A 24,679-nucleotide genomic window follows, 5' to 3' on the forward strand; every position below is an offset into this window, starting at 1 on the left:
GGACAACGAAGACAACGTCGGCGGTTACGCAGTTCCGGTCGATCCCATGGATCTTCTGCAGTGCGACAGCTGCCAGTAGGGAACTACTAAAAGTTTCCCGAGGAGCCCCCGTGACCGTGGTCACGGGGGCTTCCCTCATTAAGCTGAGTGGATGCCAGTCAACCCAGATCTGCAGGGCCGCGTCTTCCCGCCGACCGCCCCGTACCTCGTCGGCCGCGAGAAGGTGCGCGAGTTCGCCCGCGCGGTCTTCGCCACGAGCCCCCTCAACCTCGACCCCGCCGCCGCGCAGGCAGCCGGGTACGCGGACGTCGTCGCACCGCCGACCTTCCCGGTCGTCGTGCAGGAGTCGACTCTCGCGCAGCTCCTCGCGGAGCCCGACGGCGGCATCGACTTCTCGCGCGTTGTCCACGGCGAGCAGTCGTTCTCGTACTCCCGCCCGATCGTGGCCGGCGACGAGCTCACGGCGACCCTCGAGGTCACGAGCATCAAGACCCTGGGCGGCAACTCGATGGTCACCGCGGAGTCCACGATCGTGGACTCGAGCGGCGCGCACGTCGTCACCGCCACGTCCACCCTCGTGGTGAGAGGAGACGACGCATGAACGTCGGAGACGTGGTCGCGGAGCGCACCTTCCACCTCACCCGCGACTCCCTCGTCCGCTACGCGGGGGCGTCGGGCGACTTCAACTCGATCCACTACCGGGACGACATCGCGGAGTCGGTGGGCCTCCCCGGCGTCCTCGCGCACGGCATGCTCACCATGGGCGTCGCGGTGCAGCCGGTCGTCGACTGGCTCGGCGACCGCGGTATCGTGCTCGGCTACGGGGTCCGCTTCACACGCCCCGTCGTGGTCGACCCCGCCGACGGCGCCACGGTCACGGTGGTGGCCAAGGTCGGCGCGCTCGGCGAGGACGAGACGCGCATCGACCTGACTGTCACCTTCGACGGCGCGACGGTGCTCGGCAAGGCGCAGGTCAGGGTCAGCCTCACCTGATGCAGTCCGGCGACGGAATCAGGCTCAGCGAGCTCACCACGATGCGGGTGGGCGGTCCCGCGGGCGCGCTCATCACGGCGACGACGACGGACGAGCTGGTGGATGCCGCGCTCGAGGCCTGGGCGACCGACGACTGGCTCGTCCTCGGCGGCGGCTCGAACGTGGTTATCGCCGACGAGGGATTCGACGGCACGGTCATCCACGTCGCCACCCGGGGCATCGAGCGGATCGACGGCGACGGCGTCCTGCTGCGGGTGGCAGCCGGCGAGCCGTGGGACGGGGTCGTCGAGCACGCGGTGGCGAACGGCTGGGCCGGCATCGAGGCGCTGAGCGGCATTCCCGGCACGGCAGGTGCGGCCCCGATCCAGAACATCGGCGCCTACGGGCAGGAGCTGTCGGACGTGCTCGTCGCGATCGACTTCCTCGACCAGGTTACGGGCGAGCGGCAGCGCATCCTCGCGGAGGACCTCGGGCTGGGCTACCGGATGTCGGCGATCAAGGCCGGCCTCGAGGGCATCGTCCTCGGTATTGAACTGCGGCTCGAGGAGTCCGTGGAGGGCGCGATCAAGTACTCCCAGCTCGCCGCGGCGCTCGGGGTGGAGTCCGCGCCCATCGCCGAGATCCGCGAGGGAGTGCTCCGGCTGCGCCGCTCCAAGGGCATGGTGCTCGACGCCGACGACCCCGATTCGGCGGGGTGCGGCTCGTTCTTCACCAATCCGATCGTCGGCGAGAACTTCGCCCGCAGCCTCCCGCCCGCGACCCCCCAGTGGCTCGTCGACGACACCGCGGTGAAGGTCAGCGCGGCCTGGCTCATCGAGGAGGCCGGCATCGGCAAGGGGTTCCGCCTCCCGGGCTCCCACGTCGCCATCTCGTCGAAGCACACGCTCGCGATCACGAACCGCGGCGACGGCACGGCCGAGGAGGTCGCCCAGCTCGCGCGTTTCATCCAGGCGATCGTGCTCGCGCGCTTCGGGATCGCCCTGCAGGTGGAGCCCGTCGCCGTCGGTGTCGAGCTGTAGATGCGGCTGAGGCCCTTCGAGCCCGCGGACGACGCAGACCTGATCAGCTGGTTGGGCACACCGGAGGAGCTCCACCTCTTCACCGGTCCGCGCCTGGAGTTCCCGCTCACGCCGCAGCAGCTGGACGAGATCCGCGCGGATGCCGCCATCTCGCCCTTCACCGCGACCGACGACGGCGCCGTGGTGGGCCACATCGAGCTGGTGTCCACGGGCGAGGGGGTCGCCCGCATCGCCCGTGTACTCGTGGACCCCGCACGGCAGGGCCGCGGTCTCGGAGAGCTGCTGCTGCGGGCGGTGCTCGACGAGGCGCGCGAGCGGGGCATCCGGACGCTGACCCTCCGGGTGATCCCGACCAACGCCCGCGCGATCGCGCTCTACGAGAAGCTGGGCTTCGCCTTCACCGGCGAGGAGGAGGGCGCCAGGACGATGGCGCTAGAGCAGCCCTAGCTCCATCGCCCTGGTCACCGCGCGCGTGCGGTCACTCACGCCGAGCTTCTCGAAGACGTGCAGCAGGTGCGTCTTGACTGTCGCCTCGCTGACGAACAGCGCCGCCGCGATGGCGGGGTTGCTCGAGCCCTGGGCGACGAGGGCGAGCACCTCCGTCTCGCGAGGGCTCAGGGTGACGGCGGGCCTCGCGACGCGCTGCACGAGCATCGCGGCGATCGACGGGGCGAGGGCGACCTCCCCGCGGGCGACGGAGCGCACCCCCGCGAGGATCTCCTCCTGCGGGGCGGCCTTCAGCAGGTAGCCGCTCGCGCCCGCCTCGATGGCGGTGAGGATGCTCGCGTCGGACTCGTAGGTGGTGAGGATCACGACCCGGGCCGCGGGGTTCGCGGCGAGGATCCGCGCGGTCGCCTCGTCGCCGTCGAGGCCGGGCATCCTCAGGTCCATCAGGACGACGTCCGGCCGGTGCTCGGCGGCGAGGCGCACGGCCTCCAGGCCGTCCGAGGCCTCGGCCACCACGGACATGTCGTCGGCGGCCGAGAGCAGCGCGACGATGCCGCCGCGCACGATGGGGTGGTCGTCGGCGACCAGCACGCGGATCATGCCGCCACCGGCAGGGTCGCGGTGAGCACGGTGCCCGCGGGGGAGCTCGACACGTCGAGGGCGCCGCCGACGAGGGCGAGGCGGTCGCGCATCCCGGCGAGCCCGAAGCCGTCGCCCGCGGTCTCCGGGTCGAAGCCGTCGCCGTCGTCCGCGATCCGGATGCCCACCGCCCCCGCGTTCGTCCACGCGTCGAGCTCCACCGCCGACGCGTTCGCGTGCTTGCGGACGTTCGCGAGGCCCTCCTGCGCGCATCGCAGCAGCACCACCTCGGAGTCCCGGTCGACGGCGCCCAGGTCGACCCGCACGGCCACGGTCACGCCGGTCTCGCGCTCGAAGCGCTCCCCGAGCCTGCGCAGGGCATCCGCGATGCCGCCACTGGCAAGAGCAACGGGCGCCCCGGATGCCACGAGCGCGCGCGTCTCGGCCAGTGCGGTGCGGGCGCTCTCCTCGAGCAGCCCGAGCGTCTCGGAGGCCGCCCCGCCGGTCGCGAGCTCTCGCTGAGCGCGCTGGGAGAGCATCACGATGCCCGTCAGATCCTGCGCGATGGTGTCGTGGATCTCGCGCGCGAGCCGCTCCCGCTCGCTCGTGATGCCCGCGTCGCGGTCGAGCGCGCTGAGCTTCTCCTGGGTCGCGCGCAGCTCGTCGAGCAGCCGCTGCCGCTCGTGGCTCTGGTCGGCGATGCCGGAGATCCAGATGCCGAGGCCGATGCTCAGGGCGAGGGAGATGCTCTGGACCGCGAGCGCCTGCACCACCGAGCCCGTGCTCACCCAGGTGCCGATACCGACCGAGACGGCCACCGCGATGCTCGCGAGAATGCCCTTGCTCCTGCCCTCGACGCTCGACCACAGCAGCGGGAACACCACGCACTGCACGACGGCGAAGGAGGGGTCGAACGCGGTGCCGACCCCGCTCGCGACGATGAGGAGCGGGACGAACACGAGTCGCGCCGTGCGGTTGCCCTCCGCGTACCGGCCGAAGGTGAACCAGCTGATGACGATCACGGCGATGGTCACGAGCGCGCCGACCGGGAAGGGCTCGCCCTGCGCGTTGACGAGCGCGAGCGCGGTGAGCACGCCCGCGACCCCGAGGATCGCGACGTGCCACCAGCGCTGCTCCCTCATCTAGCTATCCTTGCGGATCCACCGGAAAGTCATGCGTGCGACGACGAGTCCGACGACGAGCCAGATGCCGGTGACGATGGCCACGCCCGCGAGGTTCCACTCGCCGCCCGGCTCGAGCGACTCGAAGCCGGAGGGCAGGAAGACCGAGCGCATGCCCTGCGCCATCCACTTGAGCGGGAAGACGCTCGCCACGTTCTGCAGCCACGTCGGCAGCTGGGAGAAGCCGAGGTAGACGCCCGAGATGAACTGCAGGACGAGGGCGATCGGGATGATGACGGCGGTCGCACTCTTGCCGCTGCGCGGGAGCGCGCTCACCGCGATCCCGAGGATCGCCGAGGTGATCACACCGAGCAGGAACACCCACGCGAACGTGAGCCACTGCCCGGGCTCGGTCGGCAGCTCGACGCCGAACGCGAACCGCGCGACGAGCAGCAGGAGGGCGGCCTGCAGCACTCCGGTCACGAGCACCTGCCCGATCTTGCCGATGAAGTAGCTCAGCACGGGCAGGGGGGTTCCCGCGAAGCGCTTGAGCGTTCCGTCGCCCTTCTCGCCGGCGATGTCGACACCGAGGTTCTGCAGCCCGCTGAGCAGGATGCCCGCCGCGATCATGCCGGGCAGGTAGAACGCCGCGGCGCTGAGGGGCGCGTCATCCGGGCCGAAGTTCTGCTCGCTGAAGGCGACGGAGAAGATCGTCAGCATGACGAGCGGGAACAGGAACGTGAAGAACACCGAGTCGCCCTGGCGGAAGTACGTCTTCACCTCGTAGCCGATACGGCTGTAGCCGAGCCTGAGGGTGGTCATCATGCGTCCTTTCCGACGAGCGTCAGATAGATGTCTTCGAGCGACGGCCGGATGACCTCCAGGCCGTCGGGCTCGCCGAGCCGTGCGACTACCGCGCCGGGAGTGGTGGTGCGCTCCTCGTGGAGCACGCCGCTCTCGCGCCAGCGGACGACGGGGACCCGGGCATCCGCCCCGCCCAGCTCGTCGATGGCGCCGATCTCGATCAGCCGGCCGCCCGCGATCACGCCCGCGCGGTCGCCCAGGTGCGCGGCCTCGTCGAGGTAGTGGGTGGTGAGGAGGATCGTGGTGCCCTCCCGCTTGAGCTGCTCGATGAGGTCCCAGAACTGGCGGCGGGCCTCCGGGTCGAAGCCCGTGGTGGGCTCGTCGAGGAAGAGCAGCTCCGGCCGGCCGATGATGCCGAGGGCGACATCGACGCGGCGGCGCTGACCGCCGGAGAGCTTGCGGATGAGGGTCTTCTGCTTGTCCTCGAGGCCGACCGCCGCGATCACGTCGTCGACGTTGCGCGGGTTCGGGTAGAAGCCGGCGAAGTGGGTGAGCTGCTCGCGCACCGTCACGTTGCCGCTCTCGCCCGTGGACTGCAGGACGATGCCGAGCCTGGCCTTCCAGTCGAGGCCGCCCTTGCCGGGGTCGACGCCGAGCACGCTCGCCTCGCCGCCGGAGCGGTCGCGGTAGCCCTCGAGGATCTCGATGGTGGTGGACTTGCCGGCGCCGTTCGGCCCGAGCAGGGCGAAGGTCTCGCCGCGCTCGATGTCGAAGCTCACGCCGTCGAGCGCGGTGAACGCGCCGTAGGACTTGCGCAGGTCGCGAACGCTCACGACCGGGGCTGAAGTTGTCATGAGCCCATGGTGCCCGCCCGCGCCGCCCACCGGCAGCGGTGCACCGGATGAACCTGGCATCCACCGACCGGTGGATGCGCGGCCCCCGCCATTCGCCGATAGTGCAGTTTGACGGTGTGTGCTCTCTGATGAACCCCGTCAAACTGCACTCTCGACGAGGCGGAAGACGAGGCGGAAGCGGAGGCGGAAGCGGAGGCGGAAGCGGAGGCGGAAGCGGAGGCGGAAGCGGAAGCGGATGCGGGACTAACTGCGGCGCTGCGCCCGGCGGATCGCCGCGAGCACGCCCGCGAGCAGCAGGATGCCGCCGAGCAGGAGCACTCCGATGACGACGAGCCCGCCCGGGGTGAGCGACAGCGCCCAGTCGGTCACGCCCGCCCGCCGCGCGGGGTCGTACGCGACCCACAGCACGGCGGACGCCGTGACGATCACGATGAGGCCCCAGGCGATGGAGCCGGCGCGCACGTGGGGGCGCGGGTCGGTGGTGACGTCGTCGGTCATGGCTTGGGGTCCGTTTCTGTGAGCGCGTGCGTGCTGTCCTGGATGACGATCGAGCCGGGGCCCTGGGTGATCCTCAGCGTCACCGTCGGGGTGGTGCCGGTGCCGTAGAGCTGGTCGGAGTACCAGGTGCCGTCCCGCAGTTCCTGCCCGGTGATCGGGGCATAGGCGCGGGTGGAGTCGTCCGACAGCCAGACCTCGCCGCGTTGGGAGGCGATCTCGATGCGGGCGGTGATGCCCTCCATCAGGCGCACGTTGATGTTGCCCGCCCCCTGCACGATGTCGATGGTGCCGTCGCCCAGCGAGGGGTCGAGCGAGATGTACAGCTCGCCCACGGGCTGGAAGTACCGGCCGGGCGCGATATTCGAGATGCCCCAGCTGGCGAGGACGAGAGTGCGATCGGGCGGGATGACCGCGCTCACCAGAGTCGCCGCGACGACCAGCACGGACATGAAGGCGAGGAAGCCGCTGCGGCGGCGGATGATCCCCGCGATCAGAATGGCGAGGCCGAGCACGATCGCGGCAACGGCGAGCCCGCCCGTGACGGGCTGCTCACGGAGCGGGGAGGCGATCGCGGCAATGCCGCCCGCGAGGGCGGCGGCACCGAGGGCGATCGCGGAGTAGGCGGCCCCTGCCCGGGGGTTGGCGGCGAGCCAGGCCCGGTGCTTCTCCCTGTACCGCTCGGCCGCCGCGATGCTGCGCTCCCGCGACTCCTGCGCCCGCAGTCGGGCAGTCTCGCGCGCGGCGGCGGCCTGGCTCGAGCGGAACGCCTCCCGCTCCGCCTTCCACGCCTCCTGCTGGGCGCGCCAGGCGGCGACCTCCTCCTCCGGGGCGCCGGCCGGCGGTGCTTTCGGAGCCGAGGCCGTCGGCGCGACGGAGACGGGCTGCGGGATGGTGTCCGGGCCGTCGTCCGTGGTGGCGGGGGTCACCAGCGGCTCGGGTCGGCTGTCGCTCGAGCGGCGCGCGATCCACACGATGAACGCCACGATGGCGGCGAGGATGACGAGGGCCCACACCGCGCGGCCGATCGACTCGCCCCACGACGGCTGCCCCCAGTAGAGCGCGCCGGTGTACCAGAACCCCTGCGCGATGGGCAGGAGGGAGAGCAGGACCATGGCGCCGATGCCCGCGATGGGCGACTCGAGCCGGCCGTGGACCAGCTCCTCGAGGTGGATCTTGTCCTTCGAGTCGGGCAGCAGCAGCCAGGCCGCCGCGTAGAGCAGGATGGCCGGTCCGCCCAGCACGGCGACGACCACGATGATGCCCCGCACGATGAGCGGGTCGATGCCGAGCCGCGCGGCGACCCCGGCGGCGACACCGCCGATCCAGCCGGGCTGGCGGGTGATGCCGAGTCCGCGCATCCACGCGAAGAAGCGGTTGCCCTGGGGGGCCGGTGCTGGGGTCTCTGCCTCTGCGGGCGGAGCGGTCTTGGTTGCCATGCTCCGATAGTGGCCGGGCGCGGCATCCGCCCGCCATGGGGGACCACCCTGAACGCACCCTGACTCCGGGCCCGGGGGCCGCCAAACCTGCTTGGATTCAGTGGTGACCACTCTCGCCCTCCGCCCAGCCCTGCTGCGCCCGCGCCGCACGGTGCTCGGCGGGGTGTGCGCGGCGCTCGCCGTGCACCTCGGCTGGCCGGTCCTCCGGGTGCGCGTGGTGATGCTGGCCGCTGTGCTCCTGGGCGGTGCCGGGGTGCTGCTGTACCTGTGGCTGTGGGCGCTCGTCCCCCTGGAGGCGGGCGACGGGGATGACCCGGCTGAGGTGCGCCGGAGCATCCCCGTCGCACCGGTCCTGGCGGCCGCTGCCGCCGCCGTCACGGGCGTGGTGATCGCCGCCTCCGCTGCGCGCGGGGACAACCTCACCACCGTGGGCCTCGCCGCCGCGACCCTCACGAGCGGCGCGGCCGTCGCGTGGAGCCTCGCCTTCGACCGGCACGACCCCTCCCGCTCGCGAGGCTACGGGCTGTGGGTGCGCACGCTGTCGTCGGCGCTCCTGCTGGTCGCGGGTGCCGCGGTTCTGCTCGCCCGCCCGACGGCGCTCAACGCCGTGCTCGGGGTCGGCGTCGTCGTGCTCGGGATCGCGGTGCTCGTCGCGCCGCGCGTCGTCACCCTGTGGAGCGAGCTCATGCGCGAGCGGGCCACCCGCGTGCGGGAGGAGCAGCGCGCCGAGATCGCCGCGCACCTGCACGACTCCGTGCTGCAGACGCTCGCCCTCATCCAGAACCGCGCGGGGGCTTCGAGCGAGGTGGCGCGCATCGCCCGGGCGCAGGAGCGCGAGCTGCGCGACTGGCTCTTCGAGCGCGACCTCCCGGTGGCGGACGACCTCTCGGCCGAGCTCCGCAGCATCGCCGCGGCCATCGAGCTCGACTACGCCGCGCGCATCGAGGTGGTGGCTACGGGGGAGTCGGTCGCGGGCATCCCGTCGCTCGTCGCCGCCTCGCGCGAGGCGATGCTCAACGCGGCCCGCCACGCCGGGGGCGAGGTCTCCGTGTACCTCGAGACGTCCGCGGGCGCCGTGGACGTGTTCGTGCGCGACCGCGGCCCGGGCGTGGACCTCGATGCACTGCGCGACGACCGGCTGGGCATCCGGGAGTCGATTGTCGGCCGGATGACGCGGGCCGGCGGCACCGCCACGGTGCGCCCGGGTGCCGGCGGGGTCGGCACCGAAGTCCACCTGCACCTGGAGGTGCTGCCGTGACCACCGTGATCATCGTCGACGACCACTCGATCTTCCGCTCGGGGCTCCGGGCGGACCTGGACGGCTCCATCGAGGTGCTCGGGGAGGCGGCATCCGTCGACGAGGCTGTCGCCCTGATCGCCGAGCTGCGGCCCGACGTGGTGCTCCTCGACGTGCACCTCCCGGGCGGTGCGGGCGGCGGCGGGGCGGAGGTGCTGCAGCGCAGCTCGGCGCTGCTCGACTCGGTGCGCTTCCTGGCGCTGAGCGTCTCGGACTCCGCGGAGGACGTCGTCGGGGTGATCCGCGCCGGTGCGCGCGGATACATCACCAAGGCGAGCTCGGGCGCCGAGGTGAGCCGCGCCGCCGTCGCGGTCGCCGGGGGTGACGCGGTGTTCTCGCCGCGGCTCGCCGGGTTCGTGCTCGACGCCTTCGGCGCGGTCGCGGGGGAGCAGGCGGAGTCCAGCGACGAGCTCGACCGCCTCTCGGCCCGCGAGCGCGAGGTGATGCGCCTCATCGCCCGCGGCTACGCCTACAAGGAGGTCGCGACGGAGCTGTTCATCTCCATCAAGACCGTGGAGACGCACGTCTCGGCCGTGCTGCGCAAACTGCAGCTCTCGTCGCGCTACGAGCTCACGGTCTGGGCGACGGCGCGCAAGCTGCTCTAGGCGCGGCCGGCCGCCCCGCTCCCGCCGCCGCGCTCCCGGCCCGCCGCCCCGCCGCGCTCCCGCCGCCGACGCGGAGGTTTCGGACTCATGCGGAGCCGGCGGAGGCAGCATGTGCCCGAAACCTCCGCATGGGCGACGCGCTCTAGCGCGCCACGAGCAGCAGCACCGCGAGCGTGATCATCACGACCGCGATGATGCCGTCGAGCACCCGCCACGCGATCGGCCGCGCGAACACGGGCGCGAGCAGGCGCGCGCCGAAGCCGAGGAGCGTGAACCACAGGATGCTCGCGACCGCCGCTCCCGCGCCGAACGCCCAGCGCCCGTCGCCGTGGGTGCTGCCGACCGACCCGAGCAGGACGAGTGTGTCGAGGTACACGTGGGGGTTGAGCCAGGTGAGCGCGAGCACGGTCCCGGCCACGGCGAGCACCGAGCTCGGTGCCTTCGTCGGGTCGGCGGCCTCCAGCACCTTCGGCTTCCAAGCGCGGCGGGCGGCCAGTAGCCCGTACACGAACAGGAATGCGGCACCGGCCCACCGCACGACCTCGACGAGCCACGGCACGGCGGTGAACACTGCGCCGGCGCCCGCGATGCCGAGCGCGATGAGCACGATGTCGGAGAGCGCGCAGATCGCGACCACCACGAGCACGTGCTGGCGCAGCAGGCCCTGCCGCAGCACGAACGCGTTCTGCGCGCCGATCGCGACAATGAGGGAGAAGCCCAGTCCGAGGCCAGCGAGGGCAGCAGTGATCACCCAGCGAATCTAGGGCGACTATCGCCATAACTCCAGCTAAGAATTCTCACGCAGCATTAGCATCACTAATGATGAAGCCCCAGCGCGAGCAGCTCGAGACCCTGGCCGCGGTGATCGATGCCGGCACCTTCGACGCGGCCGCACGCGCTCTCGGAGTGACGCCGTCCGCGGTGAGCCAGCGGGTCAAGGCTCTCGAGCAGCAGCTGGGCCGGGTGCTCGTCGTGCGCGAGAAGCCCATCCGCGCGACGGAGTCCGGCGAGCCGCTCGTGCGCCTCGCGCGGCAGCTCGCCCTGCTCGAGCACGACACCGCCGCCCAGCTCGGGCTCGAGGGCGCGGCATCCTTCGCCGTCCCGATCGCCGTGAACGCCGACTCGATGTCCACCTGGCTGCTGCCCGCCCTCGCGCGAGTGTGCGAGGAGCGCGGCATCACCGTCGATCTGCACCGCGACGACCAGGAGCACACGGCGGGCCTGCTCGCGTCGGGCGCCGTCATGGCGGCGGTCACCTCGCAGGCGAGCCCGGTGCCGGGCTGCACAGTCACCGCCCTCGGCCGGATGACCTACCGCCCGGTCGCGACGCCGGCGTTCGCGGCCCGGTGGTTCCCGAGAGGGGCGGACGCCGCATCCCTCGCCCTCGCCCCGCTCGTCGACTTCGACCGCAAGGACGACCTGCAGGGCCGCTACCTCCGCTCCGTCGCCCCCGGCGCGGAGCCGCCGCGGCACTTCGTCCCGGCGTCCGCCGACTTCGCGCAGGCGGTGCTCCTCGGCCTCGGCTGGGGCATGCTGCCGGATGCCCAGGCGCACGCCGCGCGAGCCGAGGGCCGGCTCGTTCCGCTCGACAACGGCCGGGGCATCCCGGTCGACCTGTACTGGCAGCAGTGGAACCTCAGGTCGGACGTGCTCGATGCCGTCGCGGCCGCCGTGCTCGCCGAGGCGCACGAAGCACTCGCTGGTTGAGTAGGCCGCCCGCGGCCGTATCGAAACCGGCTGGGCGACTTGGGGTTTCGATACAGGCGCCAGAGCGCCTTACTCAACCCGCCTGGGTTTCGTTACTCGCGGGTTGAGTAGGCCGCCCGCGGCCGTATCGAAACCGGCTGGGCGACTTGGGGTTTCGATACAGGCGCCAGAGCGCCTTACTCAACCCGCCTGGGTTTCGATACAGGCGCCAGAGCGCCTTACTCAACCCGCCTGGTTTCGATACAGGCGCCAGAGCGCCTTACTCAACCCGCCTGCGCGAACAGCTTCTGCAGGCGCTGGATGCCCTCGAGCAGCGGCCCGTCGCCGAGCGCGTACGAGAGCCGCAGGTAGCCGCTGGGGCCGAACGCCTCGCCCGGGACCACGGCGACCTCTGCCTGATCGAGGATGAGGTCCGCGAGCTCGAGCGTGGTCGTCGGGGTGATGCCGCCCCACGGGCGGTTCAGCAGTCCCGTGACGTCCGGGTACACGTAGAACGCGCCCTCGGGAGTCGGGCACACGACGCCGTCGATCTTGTTGAGCTCGGCCACGATCACGTTGCGGCGGCGCTCGAACGACTGGCGCATGACCTCCACCTCGTCCTGCGGACCGGTGAGGGCCTCGATCGCGGCGCGCTGCGAGATGTTGGAGACGTTGCTCGACAGGTGCGACTGCAGGTTGCCGGCGGCCTTGATGGCGTCGGCCGGGCCGACCATCCAGCCCAGCCGCCAGCCGGTCATCGCGTAGCTCTTGGCGACGCCGTTCACGAGGATCGTCTGCTCCGCGAGTGCGGGCACGGACTCCACGATCGAGACGGCCTTGACCCCGTCGTACACCAGGTTCTGGTAGATCTCGTCGGCGATGACCCAGATGCCGTGCTCGAGGGCCCACTCGCCGATCGCCTTCGTCTGCTCGGGCGAGTACACCGCGCCGGTGGGGTTCGACGGCGAGACGAAGAGCAGCACCTTGGTGCGGTCGGTGCGCGCGGCCTCGAGCTGCTCGACGGTCACGAGGTAGTTCTGGTCGGCACCGGCGAACACGTCGACGGGAACGCCGCCGGCCAGCTTGACGGCCTCGGGGTAGGTGGTCCAGTACGGGGTCGGCAGGATGACCTCGTCGCCCGGGTCGACGATCGTCGCGAACGACTGGTACACGGCCTGCTTGCCGCCGTTGGTGACGATGAGCTGGGATGCCGCGACAGCCCACCCGCTGTCACGGGCCGTCTTCGCGGCGATGGCCTCGCGCAGCTCGGGGAGCCCGGCGGCCGGCGTGTAGCGGTAGTTCTTGGGGTCGAGAACGGCCCGGGATGCGGCCTCCACGATGTTCTTCGGAGTGGGGAAGTCGGGTTCCCCGGCCGCGTAGCTGATGACCGGGCGGCCCTCGGCCTGGAGCGCCTTCGCCTTGGCGTCGACCTTCAGGGTGGCGGACTCGGCGATGGCGGAGATGCGGGCGGAGATGCGGTTCTGGGTCACGGCTTCAATCTTAACGAGAATGGGCCGGAGCCGTTCCTCCCCCGAGGATCGGCTCCGGCCCGGAAAAGTGGCCGGAGCCGGGTCCTGGGGGACCGACCGGCTCCGGCCACTTGCTACTACCGACTAGTCCGAGGTGAGGGACTTAGGGTGATTGCGTCGGTAGCCTTCTCGCGCCAGGTAGGCACCCGCTGCCAACAGGGCGAGAATGACGGCGATGAGAGTGGCGATTCCCACACCCGTGTAGGCGAGCTGGCTCGTCGTGGTGGTGGTGCCGCCACAGCCCGTCACGCACGGCGGGTTGGGCCCGCAGTTCGTCACGCACGGCGGGTTGGGCCCGCAGTTCGTGGTGCACGGGGGCACGACGGTGGTGATGTTCGGTCCGACCGTGGCCGCGGCGACGTTGACTGTCGCGGCTCCGTTCAGGGCCGAGACCCGCACGGCGGTCTGGGTGAAGTTCGACCCGGTGGCCGCGACCGCGCTGCCCATGGGGCTGGCGATCGAGGTCTCCTGGAGGTTCACGCGGACCGAGAGGAGGTCGGTGAGGGCGAACCCGACACCGTTGTCACCGAGCAGGCCGTCCACGGCCGGCTTCACCAGGCCGAGGTTGAGGGCCTGCGTCAGGTCGGCGATGGCGCCGTCGGAGTCGAACAGCCCGTCGAGCAGGCCGTCACCGATCCCGCCGACGATGGCGCTGACATCCAGGCTGGGCTTGATGGTGCCGTCCAGGAGCGAGATGTTCGCCGTCGCCGTGGTGGCGCTTCCGTTGATCAGGCCGTCGACGGATCCCTCGATGTCGACGTCCACCGTGCTGTGCAGGTCGGGCAGCACCTGGTCGACCAGGTTGCAGACCGTCTGCGTGGTGTAGCCCACGATGCCCTGGGTCACGTCGCCGAGACCGCCGAGCCCGCCCAGCACGCCGCCGAGGCCGCCGGAGCCGAGCACATCGCCGATGATCGGGATCTGCGTGTCAGTGCACTGCTCGACCTGGTTGGCAGCCTGGGGGCTCAGCAGGTCGAGGCTCGCGTGCACTCCCACGTTGGCGCTGTGGAGCGCGACGCTGACCTTGTCGACCAGCTGGTCGGCCAGTTCGGAGACCGTCTGCGTGATGTTGGTGAGCACCGAGTTGATGATCTCGTCAGAGAGCAGCTCGGTGTTGACCGGCAGGTTGTTCAGGTTGCCGCCGTGCAGTGCTGCGAGGTCGATCTGCACCTCGCCGGTCTGCAGGTTGACGTTGACGCCGTTGCTGCTGTACACGCCGTTCAGGAGCGACTGCACTGCGGCGCGCGCGTCGGAGTCGATGGTGATCGACACATCGGCCGAGGAGCCGACGACCCCGAGCACGGGATCGAGCACGTCGCCGACCGCGAGGCCGAGCGCGCCGTCGTCAGAGCTGAGCTCGGCGAGCTGCGTGTCCACGACGCCGAGGGCCGTGTCGACCTTCCCGCCGAGATCGGCGATCGCCGGGCTCGTGAGGGAGAGGACCGCGCCGTCGAGCGTGTAGTCCCCGGAGGCCGTGTTCAGGTTTCCGGTCGCCTGCGCCGCTGCCGCCTTGAGCGAGAGCGAGAGGTTCGTCAGCACCGGGTCGACGCCCCCGTCGATGAGGGAGTTGAGGTCCAGGTTGAGGTCCCCTGCGGCGCCCGACTGACTGGCGCCCGCGCCGATCGCGCCGTCGTCGCCGATCGCGCCGCTCGCGCCGAGCGAGACGCCGTTCTTGTCGGCCTGCGCGTACTGGTTGACCGCGCCGGCGTTGAGGAAGTCGCCGAGGTCCGCCTGGATGCCGTCGGGCGAATCGATGTTCACGGTCTGGATCACGCTCGCGTCGAGCGGGTCGTCCGAGGTCTGCAGCGGCTGCGTGCCGTTGTTGCGGGCCTCGGCCGGGCCGAGCTCGACCACGTTGGCCAGGTCGGAGCCCAGCAGCGTGCCGGAGAGGAACTGGCCCTGCGCGTAGGAGGTGGCGACCTCCGCCGCGTTGGCAGCGGGTGCGCTGACGAGCACGAGGCCCGCCCCGAGAGCGATGGTGCCGATTCCGGCGCCGACGCGAGTGAAAACAGAGTGGGACTTCCCGACTGGGTTTCCAGTGCGCGGGATGTGTTGTGTGAACACGACTGGTACCTTCCTGATCCTTCGAGGGGATTAGGAAGCTGTGGTGCGATCTACATCGATCTCAACTCGGGAACATTGAGGCGACGAATACTGCCTGATCTCAGCTTCGTAATGCCCATGCTTTTTGTGTTGTGCGATGGGGATGGTTGGTCCTCATCAGCGGTGGTGGTTGGCCTCCGCTTACCGAAAGAGACGGGCGAGGGCCGCTGCTATGACGCGAGCGCCCGAAGAATCTTCGAGAAAGTGCTGAGACGGGGCATCCCGCCGCGCTTTTTGGGTTCGCCGGGGATGACGTACACTGGTGGAGGTAGTTGAAATCTGCCAAGCTTTTGCGCGCCCGCGGTGCAGTTTGTTGCGACGCGCAGAGCAAAGGGCGGTGGCTCAATTGGTAGAGCAGCGGTCTCCAAAACCGCAGGTTGCAGGTTCAAGTCCTGTCCGCCCTGCTGCATGCAAATGCACGAAAAGAAGGTAGTCGAGTGGCCAGAAAAGTGATCGACGAGCCCAGCGAGGACGTCGTAGCGAACGCCAAGAAAGACCGCGCACAGCGACGCGGGCCTTTTGCGCGCCTGGCACTGTTCCTCCGCCAGGTGGTGGGCGAGCTCCGCAAGGTGGTCACCCCCACGCGCAAGGAGCTGTTCAGCTACACGGGCGTCGTGCTCGTGTTCGTCGTGATCATGATGCTGCTCGTCTCCGGGCTCGACTTCGGGTTCAGCGCGCTCGTGAACTTCCTGTTCGGCGACCCGACCATCACGGGCTAAGCGCCCCACATACTCCTGCGGCCTGTGCCGCATGCAACGAAAAGAGATTCTGTGTCTGAGAACCACCGCGACGATTTCGAGCTCGCGACGGCCGCCGAGCAGTCCGCCGAGGACGACGAGGCGCAGACGGGCAACACCCTCGCCGCGGAGGACAAGTCTGAGAACGCCGCCGAGCACGAGGCAATGCACGTGGTCGAGGACGATGACGACGAGCTCGACTCCGACCTCGCCGGCCTCCTCGAGGCGCTCGACGCCGCGATCGACCCCGAGGCCGACGCGATCGTCGACGACGCCCTCGACATCGACTCGGTCGACGAGGCCGACGCCTCCGTCGCCGCTACGGACGACGAGGCCGACATCGAGGCAGAGGAAGAGGCCGCGGAGGAGCCCGAGGTCAGCGACTACGTCGGCCCCGACCCGGGCGACGAGCTCGACGCCCTGGAGGCGGACCCCTACGAGGAGTTCCGCAACGAGCTGCGCGGCAAGCCCGGCAAGTGGTACGTCATCCACTCCTACGCCGGCTTCGAGAAGCGCGTGAAGCAGAACATCGACAACCGCAAGGTGTCCATGGCCATGGAGGACTACGTCTTCGAGGTCCAGGTGCCGATGGAAGACGTCGTCGAGATCAAGAACGGCCAGCGCAAGCTCGTCAACCGCGTGCGCATCCCGGGCTACGTGCTCGTGCGCATGGACCTCAACGAGGACAGCTGGTCGGTCGTGCGCCACACGCCCGGCGTCACCGGCTTCGTGGGCAACTCCCACAACCCGCGCCCGCTGCGCTTCGACGAGGCGTTCAACATGCTCAAGAGCCTCGTGCAGATCGTCGAGGCCCCCGCGGCCAAGGGCTCGAGCACCAAGGGCAAGAGCGCCGCTCGCGTCATCCCCGCGGAGATCGACTTCGAGATCGGCGAGACCATCACGATCAAGGAGGGCTCGTTCGCGGGCCTGCCCGGCTCGATCAGCGAGATCAAGGCCGAGAGCGGCAAGCTCATCGTGCTCGTCTCCCTCTTCGAGCGCGAGACGCCCGTCGAGCTCTCGTTCGACCAGGTCACCAAGCTGTAGTTCCACAAACGAAGAAGGGCCCGTCGAGATCTCGACGGGCCCTTCTTCTGTTGCAGGAACAGTGCTGCAGGGTCAGTGCTGCAGCGGGAGGGCCGCCGGCTCGCGGAACGGCGACGGCACGTAGTCCCCGGTGTGGCCGGCCTGGCCGAACACTCCCATGCGCTCGGAGATGAGCTCCGACATCGCCTGGCGGCCCGCCGACGCGGCGGGGGCGGGGTCGGCGGCGAGCGGGTCGGCCGCGAGGCGCACGCGCATGGCGGCCGAGTACGCCATGTGCGAGTCCATGCCCTGGTTGATCTTGGTGACGCCGAGCTTGGTCGAGCGCGCCTTCTCCTCCTCCGGCACGCCCCACGACTCGGGCAGCGCCCCGCCGTGCGAGTTGATGATCTCGCGGAGGTCGGCCGGCAGCGAGGATGAGCCGTGCATCACGAGGTGGGTGTCGGGGATGATGCTCGCGATCTCGACGATGAGGTCCATGTGGAGCACCGAGGAGTCGGGCTCGCTCGTGAACTTGTAGGCGCCGTGCGAGGTTCCGATGGCGACCGCGAGGGCGTCGACTCCGGTGCGCTCGACGAACTCCTTCGCCTCGAGCGGGTTCGCGAGCACGATCTCGGCGTGGGTGGCGCCGTCCTTCGACCCGCCGATCGTGCCGAGCTCGCCCTCCACCGAGACGCCGCGCTCGTGCGCGTAGGCGACGACCTCGGCCGTGAGGGCGACGTTCTCGTCGAAGCTGTTGGCGCGGCCCGTGGCGTGGTCGATGCTGCCGTCGATCATGACGCTCGAGAACCCCGCGTCGATCGCGCGGCGGCAGATGTCGGGGGTGGCGCCGTGGTCGAGGTGGACCACGACCGGCACGTCCCGGTAGTGGTCGACGGCCCGGAGCAGCAGGTCCCAGTAGAGCTCGTCGGAGGCAAAGGCCGAGGCTCCGGCGATCGTCTGCACGATGACCGGGGACTTCGTGCGCCGAGCGGCATCCAGCACCGCCTCGACCTGCTCGATGTCCGTGACGTTGAACGCCCCGATGCCGTACCCGCCGGCCCGCGCGTGGTCGAGGGCCTGTCGGAGAGTGATGAGGGTCATTGCCGCGTGGAGCCTTCCGTAAACGACGGCGCAACCCGATCGCGCGCCGACTAGATGATGCAGAAGCATAACAGTATGAATGCAATATGGTTTCTTTTGTTTTCGTTTTAGGGTCGTGATTGACTGGGTCAAGGAGGCGTCGTGCACGAACAGGTGGTTGTTGGGCTCGATTTCGGCAGCTCCCGAATCAAGGCGGCGGCGTACGACCGGCACGGGATGCTCGTTGCCGCGAGCTCGGCCGAGACCCCGGTCGAGTCCCTCCCCGAGGGCGACAACTTCCTCGTGCTCGACATGCTCGAGGCTGCGGCATCCGTCATCAGGGATCTCGGCTGCGCCCCGGGGGCGATCGCGGGCCTGGGCGCGAGCTCCATGGGCGAGGTCGGCACCGTCCTCGGGGAGGACGGCCTCGCCGACCTCGCGTTCCCGTCGTGGTATGACCGGCGTGGCGGCGAGATCGTGGAGCGGCTGGAGAGCGCGTGGGGCGCGGACGACCTCCGCACGAGCACGGGCAACCACCTTCGCGTGGCTTCGACGGTCGCCAAGCTCGGCCACCTGGCCCTGAGCAGCGAGTTGCCGCGGGGACTGTTCCTGGGCCTGTGCGGGGCGCTCGCCTGGCAGCTGACGGGCCGCGGCTGGCAGGAGGCGGGGCTCGCGATCACGAGCGGGGTGTACGACGACGCCCGGCACCGCTACCTCGAGCACGTGTGGGAGACGGCGGGGCTGCGCGGGGTCGAGCTCCCTCCCGTGGCCGAGTCGGGGCATCACGAGCCCGCGGCGACGGCCCTTGCCCGCGAGCTCGGGCTCGCTGACGGAGCGCCGGTCGTGATCGCCGGCCACGATCATCCCGTCGCGTCGGTCGGTGCCGGAGTGCGGCCCGGCGAGGTGAGCGACTCGATGGGCACGGGTGAGGCGATCATCGCCGTGATGGAGCCGCAGTTCGCCGCCGACCAGCGGCATCGGGCTGCCGCGCTCGCGGCGGACCGGTACGTCTCGTTCGAGGTGTGGCCGACGACGGGAGAGAGCCTCGTCGTGTGGGAGCGGATGCGGCCCGGGCTCGCGATGCGCGCGTTCATCGAGGGCGCCGGCCTCGATCGCGCCGTCCTCGATGCGGAGGCACCGCGCGAGAGCACTCCGACCGTCCTGGACGAGGCGATGTCGCTCGAGTTGGAGAACGGGGGCGCGGGAGGGCTGCCCCCCACCCCGGCGTCGTGGGCCGAGCTCATCGACTTCTACGTCGCGCTCGCCAATCGCGGGCAGGAGATCGTGCGCGAGATCAGCGGCGCCACCGGCGCGACCGTCCTCACGGGAGGCGGACTCCGCTCGTCGCGCTGGCGGCACGCGAAGGCGGTGCGCGGGCGGGCGCCGATGGCGGTGTCCACCGTCGAGGAGACGGTGACGCGCGGCTGCGCGGCGATGGCCGGGGTCGCTGCCGGGTGGTGGGACAGCGCCGAGTCGATGCCCGGCGCCGAGCGGGTTCCCCTGGGCGACGACGCTGCGGCGGACATGGAGTCGGCGGTTCGCAGGATGGCACCGTAGCGAACTGTCAGCACCCGAAAGCCGGAGTGTTCCAGATGCATGCGATTGCGGTGATATTGTCGGCACGTGTTCGCATCCGAGCGTCGTGCGGCGATTCTCGCCATCATCTTCGAGCACGGGAACGCGCGCACGACAGACCTCTCCGCCTCCCTCGGCGTCTCCGAGGTGACCATTCGCACCGATCTCGAACTGCTCGAGAGCCAGGGGCGGGTCCAGCGGGTGCACGGCGGTGCGACGCTTCCTGAGGCGCCCATCGTCGGGTTCGACGCCCGAGTGTCGCAGGCGGTCGAGGCGAAGCAGCGCATCGGCGCCGCGGCGGCCCGTCTCGTGACCGACGACATGACGATCATCCTCGACTCCGGTACGACGATCTTCAGCCTGGCGCGCCAGCTGCCGACGGTGTCTGACCTGGTGGTGCTGACCCCCGGTATCAACATCGCACTCGCGCTCATGGAGGTCTCGGGCATCGACGTGCGCCTGCTCGGCGGTCGCCTGGTGCCGCGCATCGCCGCGACTGTGGGCTCGGTGCGCCAGCAGGGTCTCGAGGGCGAGATCGCCCACGTGGCCTTCCTGGGTGCCGGCGGCATGGACGTCGACCACGACGTCGTCGAGGGCACGTTCGACATCGCGGAGTCAAAGCGCTCCCTCGCGGCCGCGGCGCGCAAACGCGTACTGCTTGCCGACTCCACGAAGTGGTTCAGCACCGACCGCCACAAGGTCATGAACGTGTCGGGGTTCGACACCGTGATCACCGACGACCTGATGCCCGAGCCGGTGCGGGACGCCATACGGGCCTCGGGCGCTTCGCTCATCATCGCCTGAGGGCTGCCGAATTGCGCCGCCACCCGGCAGATCACCCGCGGGTGATCGCTTCCGCCATTCCCAAAACGAAGACAATGGAAAGCTCAGGTATCCCGGGATTCGACAATTAGACAAGATAAGAAAGTCTTTGACTTTCGTTTGCTGTCGTATACGGTGAAGGACGTGCCGCAAACGTGGCTACAGACGATCTCCGTCCGCGGGGGTCACGGACACACGGCTCCCGACCGAGGGCGGTGTCCATCTCAATGAGGAGAGGCAGTATGAAACGCAGTGTGATGGCTATCGCCGGTATCGGCGTCGTAGCGTCGTTGGTGTTGAGCGGCTGTGGAGCTTCGGGTTCCCCCGAGTCCGGCGGTGACGTGACCATCGACTTCAGCCAGTGGTGGGAAGTCGAGCTCAAAGAGGGCGTCATGCGCGACATGATGGACACCTTCGAGGCGGAGAACCCCGGGATCAAGGTCAACCTGATCTCGAACCCCTACTCCGCGACCGTCGACCTGCAGACCGCGGGCGCGGCGACCGGAACCCTCGCCGACATCGTCGCCATCAACGGCGCGAGCGTCTACGACCTGAAGACGCAGGGCGCGATCACGAACCTCAGCACCCTGATGGACGACGCCGGGTTCGACCCCGCCGAACTGGTCAGCAACGACCAGATCGACGGTGCGACCTACATGGTGCGCGCGCTCAACTTCGTCTACCCGATGTACTTCAACACCGACCTGCTCTCGGCGGCGGGAGTCAACGAGATCCCCACCACCCGCTCCGAGTTCACGGCGGCGGCAGCGGCGGTCACCGACCCCAGCAAGAACGTCTACGCCTGGTCGCTCCCGATCAACGTGCAGTCGCCCGCGGGCTTCGACTCGCAGGCCTGGCTGTGGGCGGCCGGCGGCCGGTTCCTCGACAACCGCCAGCCCAACTTCGAGACCCAGGACGTCGAGGACACCCTCGCCTTCCTGCAGGACCAGTACCAGTCCGGCTATGTCGCGCCCGGTGCGTTCACTCAGAAGGAAGAGAACAAGGTCGAGGAGTTCACCTCGGGCCGCAACGCGATGATGATCGGCTCGCTCGCCCACATCAACGGAATCCGCGAGGCCAACCCGGATCTCAACTTCACCATCGGCGCGGTTCCCACCACCGACGACTACACGGGCACCCCGGGTATCGCCGGCGCCAGCTGGGGTCTCGGCATCGCCGAGAACAGCGAGCACAAGGCCGAGGCGTGGAAGCTCATCCAGTGGCTGCTCGGCACCGACGTGAACTCGCAGCTCGCGACCGAGGCGACGGGCTTCCCCGGCAACAAGGACTCCGTGCCCGGCTTCGTCGAGGGCGACGAGCTGTTCCAGAAGGCGTTCGACGTCTACAGCGGCAGCGACCTCGTCACCGAGCTCGAGGGCCTGCCGAAGGCGCTCGACCTGAACCGCAACCTCAACGAGAACCTCGTGAAGCTGCTGGAGGGCGACCAGGACGTCAAGCAGACCACCCAGGCGCTGCAGGAGTACTGGACGCCGATTCTCAAGTAGTTCCGAGAGTCAGTCCGGGGGTCCGCCCGCACCGCAGGCGCGGGCGGACCCCACACCGTTCGTGAGGAAGAAGCCATGTCAGCCACCCAGGCACCCCTGAAGCCCCCGGGGATCCCCCGGCCGCCAGCTCAGCGCCGTCGGCGCCTGCTCGACAACCTGGTCTCGTACGGGTACATGTCGCCGACCCTCGTCGTCATGGCCGTGATGATGGCCATCCCGATCGTGCTCGTGATCGGCTACTCGTTCCTCAGCAACGTCGTCACCGAGAAGAACCCCGTCTTCGTCGGCCTCGACAACTACGTCACGCTGCTGACCGACCCGGTCTTCCAGGTGGCCATCGGAAACACCCTGATCTTCACGGTCACGTCGGTGTTCTTCCACCTGGCGCTCGGCCTCGCGTTCGCACTGATGCTGAACAGCACCATCATGCCGCGACTGGCCTCGTCGATCTTCCGCACCATCTACATCCTCCCGTGGGTGTTCACGGCCTCGATCGTCGTGATCCTCTGGCAGCTGATGCTCAACCCGAACGGGGTGGTCAACTACATCCTCGAATCGGTGCACCTCATCGACCACAAGGTCGAATGGCTCTCTGACCGCGACCTGGCCCTCGGCACCGTGGTGTTCATCAACATCTGGGCGGGCTACCCGTTCTTCATGATCAGCCTGCTCGCGGGACTACAGGGCATCTCGTCCGACCTCTATGAGGCGGCAAAGGTGGACGGGGCGGGCGCCGTCTCGCGGTTCATCCACATCACCATCCCGCAGCTCAAGCCGATCATCATCGCCATGGCGATGCTCGACTTCATCTGGAACATGCAGCAGTTCTCGATCGTGTGGCTCGCGACCGGCGGCGGCCCGGTGAATGCCACCGAGACCATAGCCACGTACACCTACAAACTCGCGTTCTCCAAGTACGAGTTCTCACTGTCATCGACGAGCGGCGTCATCCTCTTCGCCATCTCGATGATCGTCGCGCTCGTCTACGTGCGCCACCAGAAGGCGAGGGACTGACATGTCGCGCAAGAGCAAGCGGGTCGCCATCACGGTCACCCTCACCGTCGGCCTCCTCCTCGGTGCGATCTTCGCGGGCGGGCCGGTGCTGTGGATGCTCTCGAACTCGTTCAAGCCGAACACCGAGATCTTCGCCTACCCGCCGACCCTGATCCCCGAGGTCTTCACGTGGGACGCCTACGCGACGATCCTGACCGACCCCTCGAAGGTCCGGTTCTTCATCAACAGCTACATCGTATCGGCCGGCGTCGTGGTCTTCACCCTCTTCGCCGGGATCATGGCGGGCTACGCCCTCAGCCGCTTCGACTTCCCCTTCAAGAAGACGCTGAACTCGATCATCATCTCGGTGCAGGCGGTTCCGCCGATCACCCTGCTCATCCCGTACTTCGGGCTCGTCGTCGTGCTGCGGCTCTACGACACCTACTGGGCGCTCATCCTCACCTACATCGTCGCCACGATCCCCTACGCGATCCTGATGATGACCGGGTACTTCAACACCATCCCGCGCGAGCTGGACGAGGCGATCAAGATCGACGGCGGCGGCACGTTCCGCACGCTGTGGCAGGTTCTCGTGCCCGTCGCGACCCCGGGCATCGTCTCCGTGGGCACCTACACGTTCATGGTGGCGTGGAACGAGTACCTGTTCGCCCTCACCCTCACGAAGAACGGGGATATGCGGACGGTGCCCGTCGGCATCCAGCTCCTCATGGGGGAGCACTCCTTCAAGTGGAGCGAGATGATGGCGATGAGCGTGCTCGGCTGCCTTCCCGTCCTCCTGGTCTTCATGCTGTTCCAGCGCCAGTTCGTCGGCGGGATGACCGACGGCGCCGTCAAGAACTGACGCCGCCACCACCACTACCCAGCAACAAGGAAAGGCACAACACTCATGCTCGTCAACGGAAAGCGGATCCTCGAGCCGGCGTACCAGCACGGCTTCGCGGTACCCGCGTTCAACATCAGCGACTACGGGATGCTCCGCGCCTCGATCGAGGCGTGCGAGTCCGTCGGCTCGCCGATGATCGTGTCGATCCACCCCGCGGAGTGGGAGCTGATGGGCGACGAGTTCCTGGCCTCCGTCCTGGAGATCGCCCGGGCCGCCACGATCCCGGTTGCCGTGCAGCTCGACCACGGTGCCACTTTCGAGCAGGTCATCGGCGCGATCCGGCTGGGATTCACGTCCGTCATGATCGACGGCTCGCTCCTGGCCTACGACGAGAACGTCTCGCTCACCCGCAAGGTCGTCGAGGCGGCCCACATCGTCGGAGTCTCGGTGGAGGGCGAGGTCGGCACCATCGGCCCGCGCGACCCGAAGACGGCCGCCGAGCTCGCCGATATCGTCTACACGACGCCGGACGAGGCCGCGAAGTTCGTCGCCGAGACCGGTGTCGACTACCTCGCCGTCGCCGTCGGAACGTGCCACGGCGTCTACCCGGCGGGGGTCGCGCCCAAGCTGAAGCTCGACCTCATCTCCCAGATCAAGGATGCGACTCCCGTGCCGCTCGTCCTGCACGGCGGCTCGGGCGCGCCGGACGACGAGGTGTCCCAGTCCGTTACCCGCGGCGTGGCCAAGGTCAACATCTCGGCGGACATGAAGCTCGCCTACTTCGCGCGGCTGCGGGAAGTCCTGCAGGACCCGAAGCACCGCGAGCCCCACGACATCTACCCGCCGGCCCTCGACGCCGTGCGCGACGTCGTGCGCCACAAGGTCGAGGTGTTCGGCGGCGCCGGGGCGGCCAAGTACTACGGCCTCGAGCCGGCGCGCGCCGGGGGCGAGCGCTGGGCTGGCGCGCCCGTCCTCGAGCACTGAGCCCCGTTAGGCTCCGGCGCGGCTCTCGCGTATGATTCTTTAGTTGCCCTCTATCGCCGCGCCCGCGCGGTGAGTGGGGGCATGCCACCGCGTCCAACCGGATGTCGGGAGAGCCGGCCACTCGGGCCGGTTCGAACAGAAAAGA

25 protein-coding genes and 1 tRNA gene are annotated in these 24,679 nt (G+C 69.5%); 16 read left to right on the forward strand and 10 right to left on the reverse strand.

What is annotated here, in order from left to right:
- Positions 1–151: 151 nt before the first annotated feature.
- The 4 genes from AC1RTC_RS14815 to AC1RTC_RS14830 are packed head-to-tail and all read left to right on the forward strand — an operon-like array spanning position 152 to position 2,459.
- Complete coding sequence (locus AC1RTC_RS14815; protein ID WP_493157004.1) at positions 152–601, forward strand: FAS1-like dehydratase domain-containing protein; 450 nt, start codon at positions 152–154, stop codon at positions 599–601.
- Entirely contained in the window at positions 598–993 is a 396-nt protein-coding gene (locus AC1RTC_RS14820; RefSeq protein ID WP_493157005.1) for a MaoC/PaaZ C-terminal domain-containing protein, read from the forward strand. Before AC1RTC_RS14815 ends, AC1RTC_RS14820 begins: the two co-directional genes overlap by 4 nt.
- Positions 993–2,012, forward strand: coding sequence for a UDP-N-acetylmuramate dehydrogenase (locus tag AC1RTC_RS14825; RefSeq protein ID WP_493157006.1), 1,020 nt, complete (start codon positions 993–995; stop codon positions 2,010–2,012). The genes AC1RTC_RS14820 and AC1RTC_RS14825 overlap by 1 nt, the downstream gene beginning before the upstream one ends.
- Entirely contained in the window at positions 2,013–2,459 is a 447-nt protein-coding gene (locus AC1RTC_RS14830; protein ID WP_493157007.1) for a GNAT family N-acetyltransferase, read from the forward strand.
- Here AC1RTC_RS14830 and AC1RTC_RS14835 read toward each other — a convergent pair.
- The 6 genes from AC1RTC_RS14835 to AC1RTC_RS14860 all read right to left on the reverse strand — a co-directional run bounded on the left by AC1RTC_RS14835 (position 2,445) and on the right by AC1RTC_RS14860 (position 7,751).
- Positions 2,445–3,059, reverse strand: a complete 615-nt coding sequence (locus AC1RTC_RS14835) for a response regulator (RefSeq protein WP_493157008.1) — start codon at positions 3,057–3,059, stop codon at positions 2,445–2,447. The genes AC1RTC_RS14830 and AC1RTC_RS14835 overlap by 15 nt on opposite strands.
- Positions 3,056–4,180, reverse strand: coding sequence for a sensor histidine kinase (locus tag AC1RTC_RS14840; protein ID WP_493157009.1), 1,125 nt, complete (start codon positions 4,178–4,180; stop codon positions 3,056–3,058). The genes AC1RTC_RS14835 and AC1RTC_RS14840 overlap by 4 nt, the downstream gene beginning before the upstream one ends.
- A complete protein-coding gene (locus AC1RTC_RS14845) occupies positions 4,181–4,981 on the reverse strand; it encodes an ABC transporter permease (protein ID WP_493157010.1) in 801 nt (266 codons plus the stop codon).
- Positions 4,981–5,817: an ABC transporter ATP-binding protein gene (locus AC1RTC_RS14850; protein ID WP_493157011.1), complete on the reverse strand. Its 837-nt coding sequence runs from the start codon at positions 5,815–5,817 to the stop codon at positions 4,981–4,983. Before AC1RTC_RS14850 ends, AC1RTC_RS14845 begins: the two co-directional genes overlap by 1 nt.
- Before the next feature lie 243 nt (positions 5,818–6,060).
- Complete coding sequence (locus AC1RTC_RS14855; RefSeq protein ID WP_493157012.1) at positions 6,061–6,315, reverse strand: hypothetical protein; 255 nt, start codon at positions 6,313–6,315, stop codon at positions 6,061–6,063.
- Positions 6,312–7,751, reverse strand: coding sequence for a PspC domain-containing protein (locus AC1RTC_RS14860; protein ID WP_493157013.1), 1,440 nt, complete (start codon positions 7,749–7,751; stop codon positions 6,312–6,314). Before AC1RTC_RS14860 ends, AC1RTC_RS14855 begins: the two co-directional genes overlap by 4 nt.
- A 103-nt stretch (positions 7,752–7,854) precedes the next feature.
- Here AC1RTC_RS14860 and AC1RTC_RS14865 point away from each other — a divergent pair, with 103 nt between their 5' ends.
- Positions 7,855–9,009: an ATP-binding protein gene (locus AC1RTC_RS14865; protein ID WP_493157014.1), complete on the forward strand. Its 1,155-nt coding sequence runs from the start codon at positions 7,855–7,857 to the stop codon at positions 9,007–9,009.
- Positions 9,006–9,653, forward strand: a complete 648-nt coding sequence (locus AC1RTC_RS14870; protein ID WP_493157015.1) for a LuxR C-terminal-related transcriptional regulator — start codon at positions 9,006–9,008, stop codon at positions 9,651–9,653. Before AC1RTC_RS14865 ends, AC1RTC_RS14870 begins: the two co-directional genes overlap by 4 nt.
- 142 nt (positions 9,654–9,795) lie before the next feature.
- Here AC1RTC_RS14870 and AC1RTC_RS14875 read toward each other — a convergent pair whose 3' ends face one another.
- Positions 9,796–10,404 (reverse strand): LysE/ArgO family amino acid transporter, encoded by a 609-nt coding sequence (locus AC1RTC_RS14875; RefSeq protein WP_493157016.1) that lies wholly within the window; start codon positions 10,402–10,404, stop codon positions 9,796–9,798.
- 68 nt (positions 10,405–10,472) lie between these two features.
- Between AC1RTC_RS14875 and AC1RTC_RS14880 the strand changes: the two genes are divergently transcribed.
- Positions 10,473–11,360 carry a LysR family transcriptional regulator ArgP gene (locus AC1RTC_RS14880; RefSeq protein WP_493157017.1) on the forward strand — a complete coding sequence of 296 codons (888 nt, stop codon included), beginning with the start codon at positions 10,473–10,475 and terminating at the stop codon, positions 11,358–11,360.
- A gap of 263 nt (positions 11,361–11,623) precedes the next feature.
- Here AC1RTC_RS14880 and AC1RTC_RS14885 read toward each other — a convergent pair whose 3' ends face one another.
- Both AC1RTC_RS14885 and AC1RTC_RS14890 read right to left on the reverse strand, forming a co-directional pair.
- A complete protein-coding gene (locus tag AC1RTC_RS14885) occupies positions 11,624–12,829 on the reverse strand; it encodes a pyridoxal phosphate-dependent aminotransferase (protein WP_493157018.1) in 1,206 nt (401 codons plus the stop codon).
- Between the two features lie 123 nt (positions 12,830–12,952).
- On the reverse strand, positions 12,953–14,932 hold the full coding sequence (locus AC1RTC_RS14890; RefSeq protein ID WP_493157019.1) for a choice-of-anchor G family protein: 1,980 nt from the start codon (positions 14,930–14,932) through the stop codon (positions 12,953–12,955).
- A gap of 370 nt (positions 14,933–15,302) precedes the next feature.
- On the opposite strand from AC1RTC_RS14890, the gene AC1RTC_RS14895 reads away from it, so the two are divergent.
- The 3 genes from AC1RTC_RS14895 (at position 15,303) to nusG (ending at position 16,752) form a co-directional block, all read left to right on the forward strand.
- A tRNA-Trp gene (locus AC1RTC_RS14895) sits at positions 15,303–15,375 on the forward strand.
- A gap of 33 nt (positions 15,376–15,408) precedes the next feature.
- On the forward strand, positions 15,409–15,690 hold the full coding sequence (gene secE, locus AC1RTC_RS14900; protein WP_493157020.1) for a preprotein translocase subunit SecE: 282 nt from the start codon (positions 15,409–15,411) through the stop codon (positions 15,688–15,690).
- Positions 15,691–15,741: 51 nt separating this feature from the next.
- Positions 15,742–16,752, forward strand: a complete 1,011-nt coding sequence (gene nusG / locus AC1RTC_RS14905; RefSeq protein WP_493157021.1) for a transcription termination/antitermination protein NusG — start codon at positions 15,742–15,744, stop codon at positions 16,750–16,752.
- Between the two features lie 72 nt (positions 16,753–16,824).
- Here the strand turns inward: nusG and AC1RTC_RS14910 are convergent, their stop codons facing one another.
- Positions 16,825–17,832: a ketose-bisphosphate aldolase gene (locus AC1RTC_RS14910; RefSeq protein WP_493157022.1), complete on the reverse strand. Its 1,008-nt coding sequence runs from the start codon at positions 17,830–17,832 to the stop codon at positions 16,825–16,827.
- 141 nt (positions 17,833–17,973) lie between these two features.
- Between AC1RTC_RS14910 and AC1RTC_RS14915 the strand changes: the two genes are divergently transcribed.
- The 6 genes from AC1RTC_RS14915 (at position 17,974) to AC1RTC_RS14940 (ending at position 24,534) form a co-directional block, all read left to right on the forward strand.
- Positions 17,974–19,368, forward strand: a complete 1,395-nt coding sequence (locus AC1RTC_RS14915; protein WP_493157023.1) for an FGGY family carbohydrate kinase — start codon at positions 17,974–17,976, stop codon at positions 19,366–19,368.
- A gap of 66 nt (positions 19,369–19,434) precedes the next feature.
- Positions 19,435–20,190 (forward strand): DeoR/GlpR family DNA-binding transcription regulator, encoded by a 756-nt coding sequence (locus tag AC1RTC_RS14920; protein ID WP_493157024.1) that lies wholly within the window; start codon positions 19,435–19,437, stop codon positions 20,188–20,190.
- Between the two features lie 359 nt (positions 20,191–20,549).
- Complete coding sequence (locus AC1RTC_RS14925) at positions 20,550–21,713, forward strand: ABC transporter substrate-binding protein (RefSeq protein WP_493157025.1); 1,164 nt, start codon at positions 20,550–20,552, stop codon at positions 21,711–21,713.
- Between the two features lie 75 nt (positions 21,714–21,788).
- Positions 21,789–22,727, forward strand: a complete 939-nt coding sequence (locus AC1RTC_RS14930; protein WP_493157026.1) for a carbohydrate ABC transporter permease — start codon at positions 21,789–21,791, stop codon at positions 22,725–22,727.
- Between the two features lies 1 nt (position 22,728).
- A complete protein-coding gene (locus tag AC1RTC_RS14935) occupies positions 22,729–23,568 on the forward strand; it encodes a carbohydrate ABC transporter permease (protein WP_493157027.1) in 840 nt (279 codons plus the stop codon).
- Positions 23,569–23,613: 45 nt separating this feature from the next.
- Complete coding sequence (locus tag AC1RTC_RS14940; protein WP_493157028.1) at positions 23,614–24,534, forward strand: ketose-bisphosphate aldolase; 921 nt, start codon at positions 23,614–23,616, stop codon at positions 24,532–24,534.
- The last annotated feature ends 145 nt before the right edge of the window (positions 24,535–24,679 follow it).

This window comes from Rhodoglobus sp. GW821-FHT12B09 (assembly GCF_058809925.1).

Excerpts from the sequence above, each read along its gene's own strand:
- AC1RTC_RS14860 (WP_493157013.1), bottom strand. The coding sequence starts at position 7,751 with ATGGCAACCAAGACCGCTCCGCCCGCAGAGGCAGAGACCCCAGCACCG.
- AC1RTC_RS14930 (WP_493157026.1), top strand. The coding sequence starts at position 21,789 with ATGTCAGCCACCCAGGCACCCCTGAAGCCCCCGGGGATCCCCCGGCCG.
- AC1RTC_RS14845 (WP_493157010.1), bottom strand. The coding sequence starts at position 4,981 with ATGACCACCCTCAGGCTCGGCTACAGCCGTATCGGCTACGAGGTGAAG.
- AC1RTC_RS14820 (WP_493157005.1), top strand. The coding sequence starts at position 598 with ATGAACGTCGGAGACGTGGTCGCGGAGCGCACCTTCCACCTCACCCGC.
- AC1RTC_RS14935 (WP_493157027.1), top strand. The coding sequence starts at position 22,729 with ATGTCGCGCAAGAGCAAGCGGGTCGCCATCACGGTCACCCTCACCGTC.
- AC1RTC_RS14835 (WP_493157008.1), bottom strand. The coding sequence starts at position 3,059 with ATGATCCGCGTGCTGGTCGCCGACGACCACCCCATCGTGCGCGGCGGC.
- AC1RTC_RS14815 (WP_493157004.1), top strand. The coding sequence starts at position 152 with ATGCCAGTCAACCCAGATCTGCAGGGCCGCGTCTTCCCGCCGACCGCC.
- AC1RTC_RS14880 (WP_493157017.1), top strand. The coding sequence starts at position 10,473 with ATGATGAAGCCCCAGCGCGAGCAGCTCGAGACCCTGGCCGCGGTGATC.
- AC1RTC_RS14855 (WP_493157012.1), bottom strand. The coding sequence starts at position 6,315 with ATGACCGACGACGTCACCACCGACCCGCGCCCCCACGTGCGCGCCGGC.
- AC1RTC_RS14850 (WP_493157011.1), bottom strand. The coding sequence starts at position 5,817 with ATGACAACTTCAGCCCCGGTCGTGAGCGTTCGCGACCTGCGCAAGTCC.
- AC1RTC_RS14830 (WP_493157007.1), top strand. The coding sequence starts at position 2,013 with ATGCGGCTGAGGCCCTTCGAGCCCGCGGACGACGCAGACCTGATCAGC.
- AC1RTC_RS14840 (WP_493157009.1), bottom strand. The coding sequence starts at position 4,180 with ATGAGGGAGCAGCGCTGGTGGCACGTCGCGATCCTCGGGGTCGCGGGC.
- AC1RTC_RS14940 (WP_493157028.1), top strand. The coding sequence starts at position 23,614 with ATGCTCGTCAACGGAAAGCGGATCCTCGAGCCGGCGTACCAGCACGGC.
- AC1RTC_RS14825 (WP_493157006.1), top strand. The coding sequence starts at position 993 with ATGCAGTCCGGCGACGGAATCAGGCTCAGCGAGCTCACCACGATGCGG.
- AC1RTC_RS14910 (WP_493157022.1), bottom strand. The coding sequence starts at position 17,832 with ATGACCCTCATCACTCTCCGACAGGCCCTCGACCACGCGCGGGCCGGC.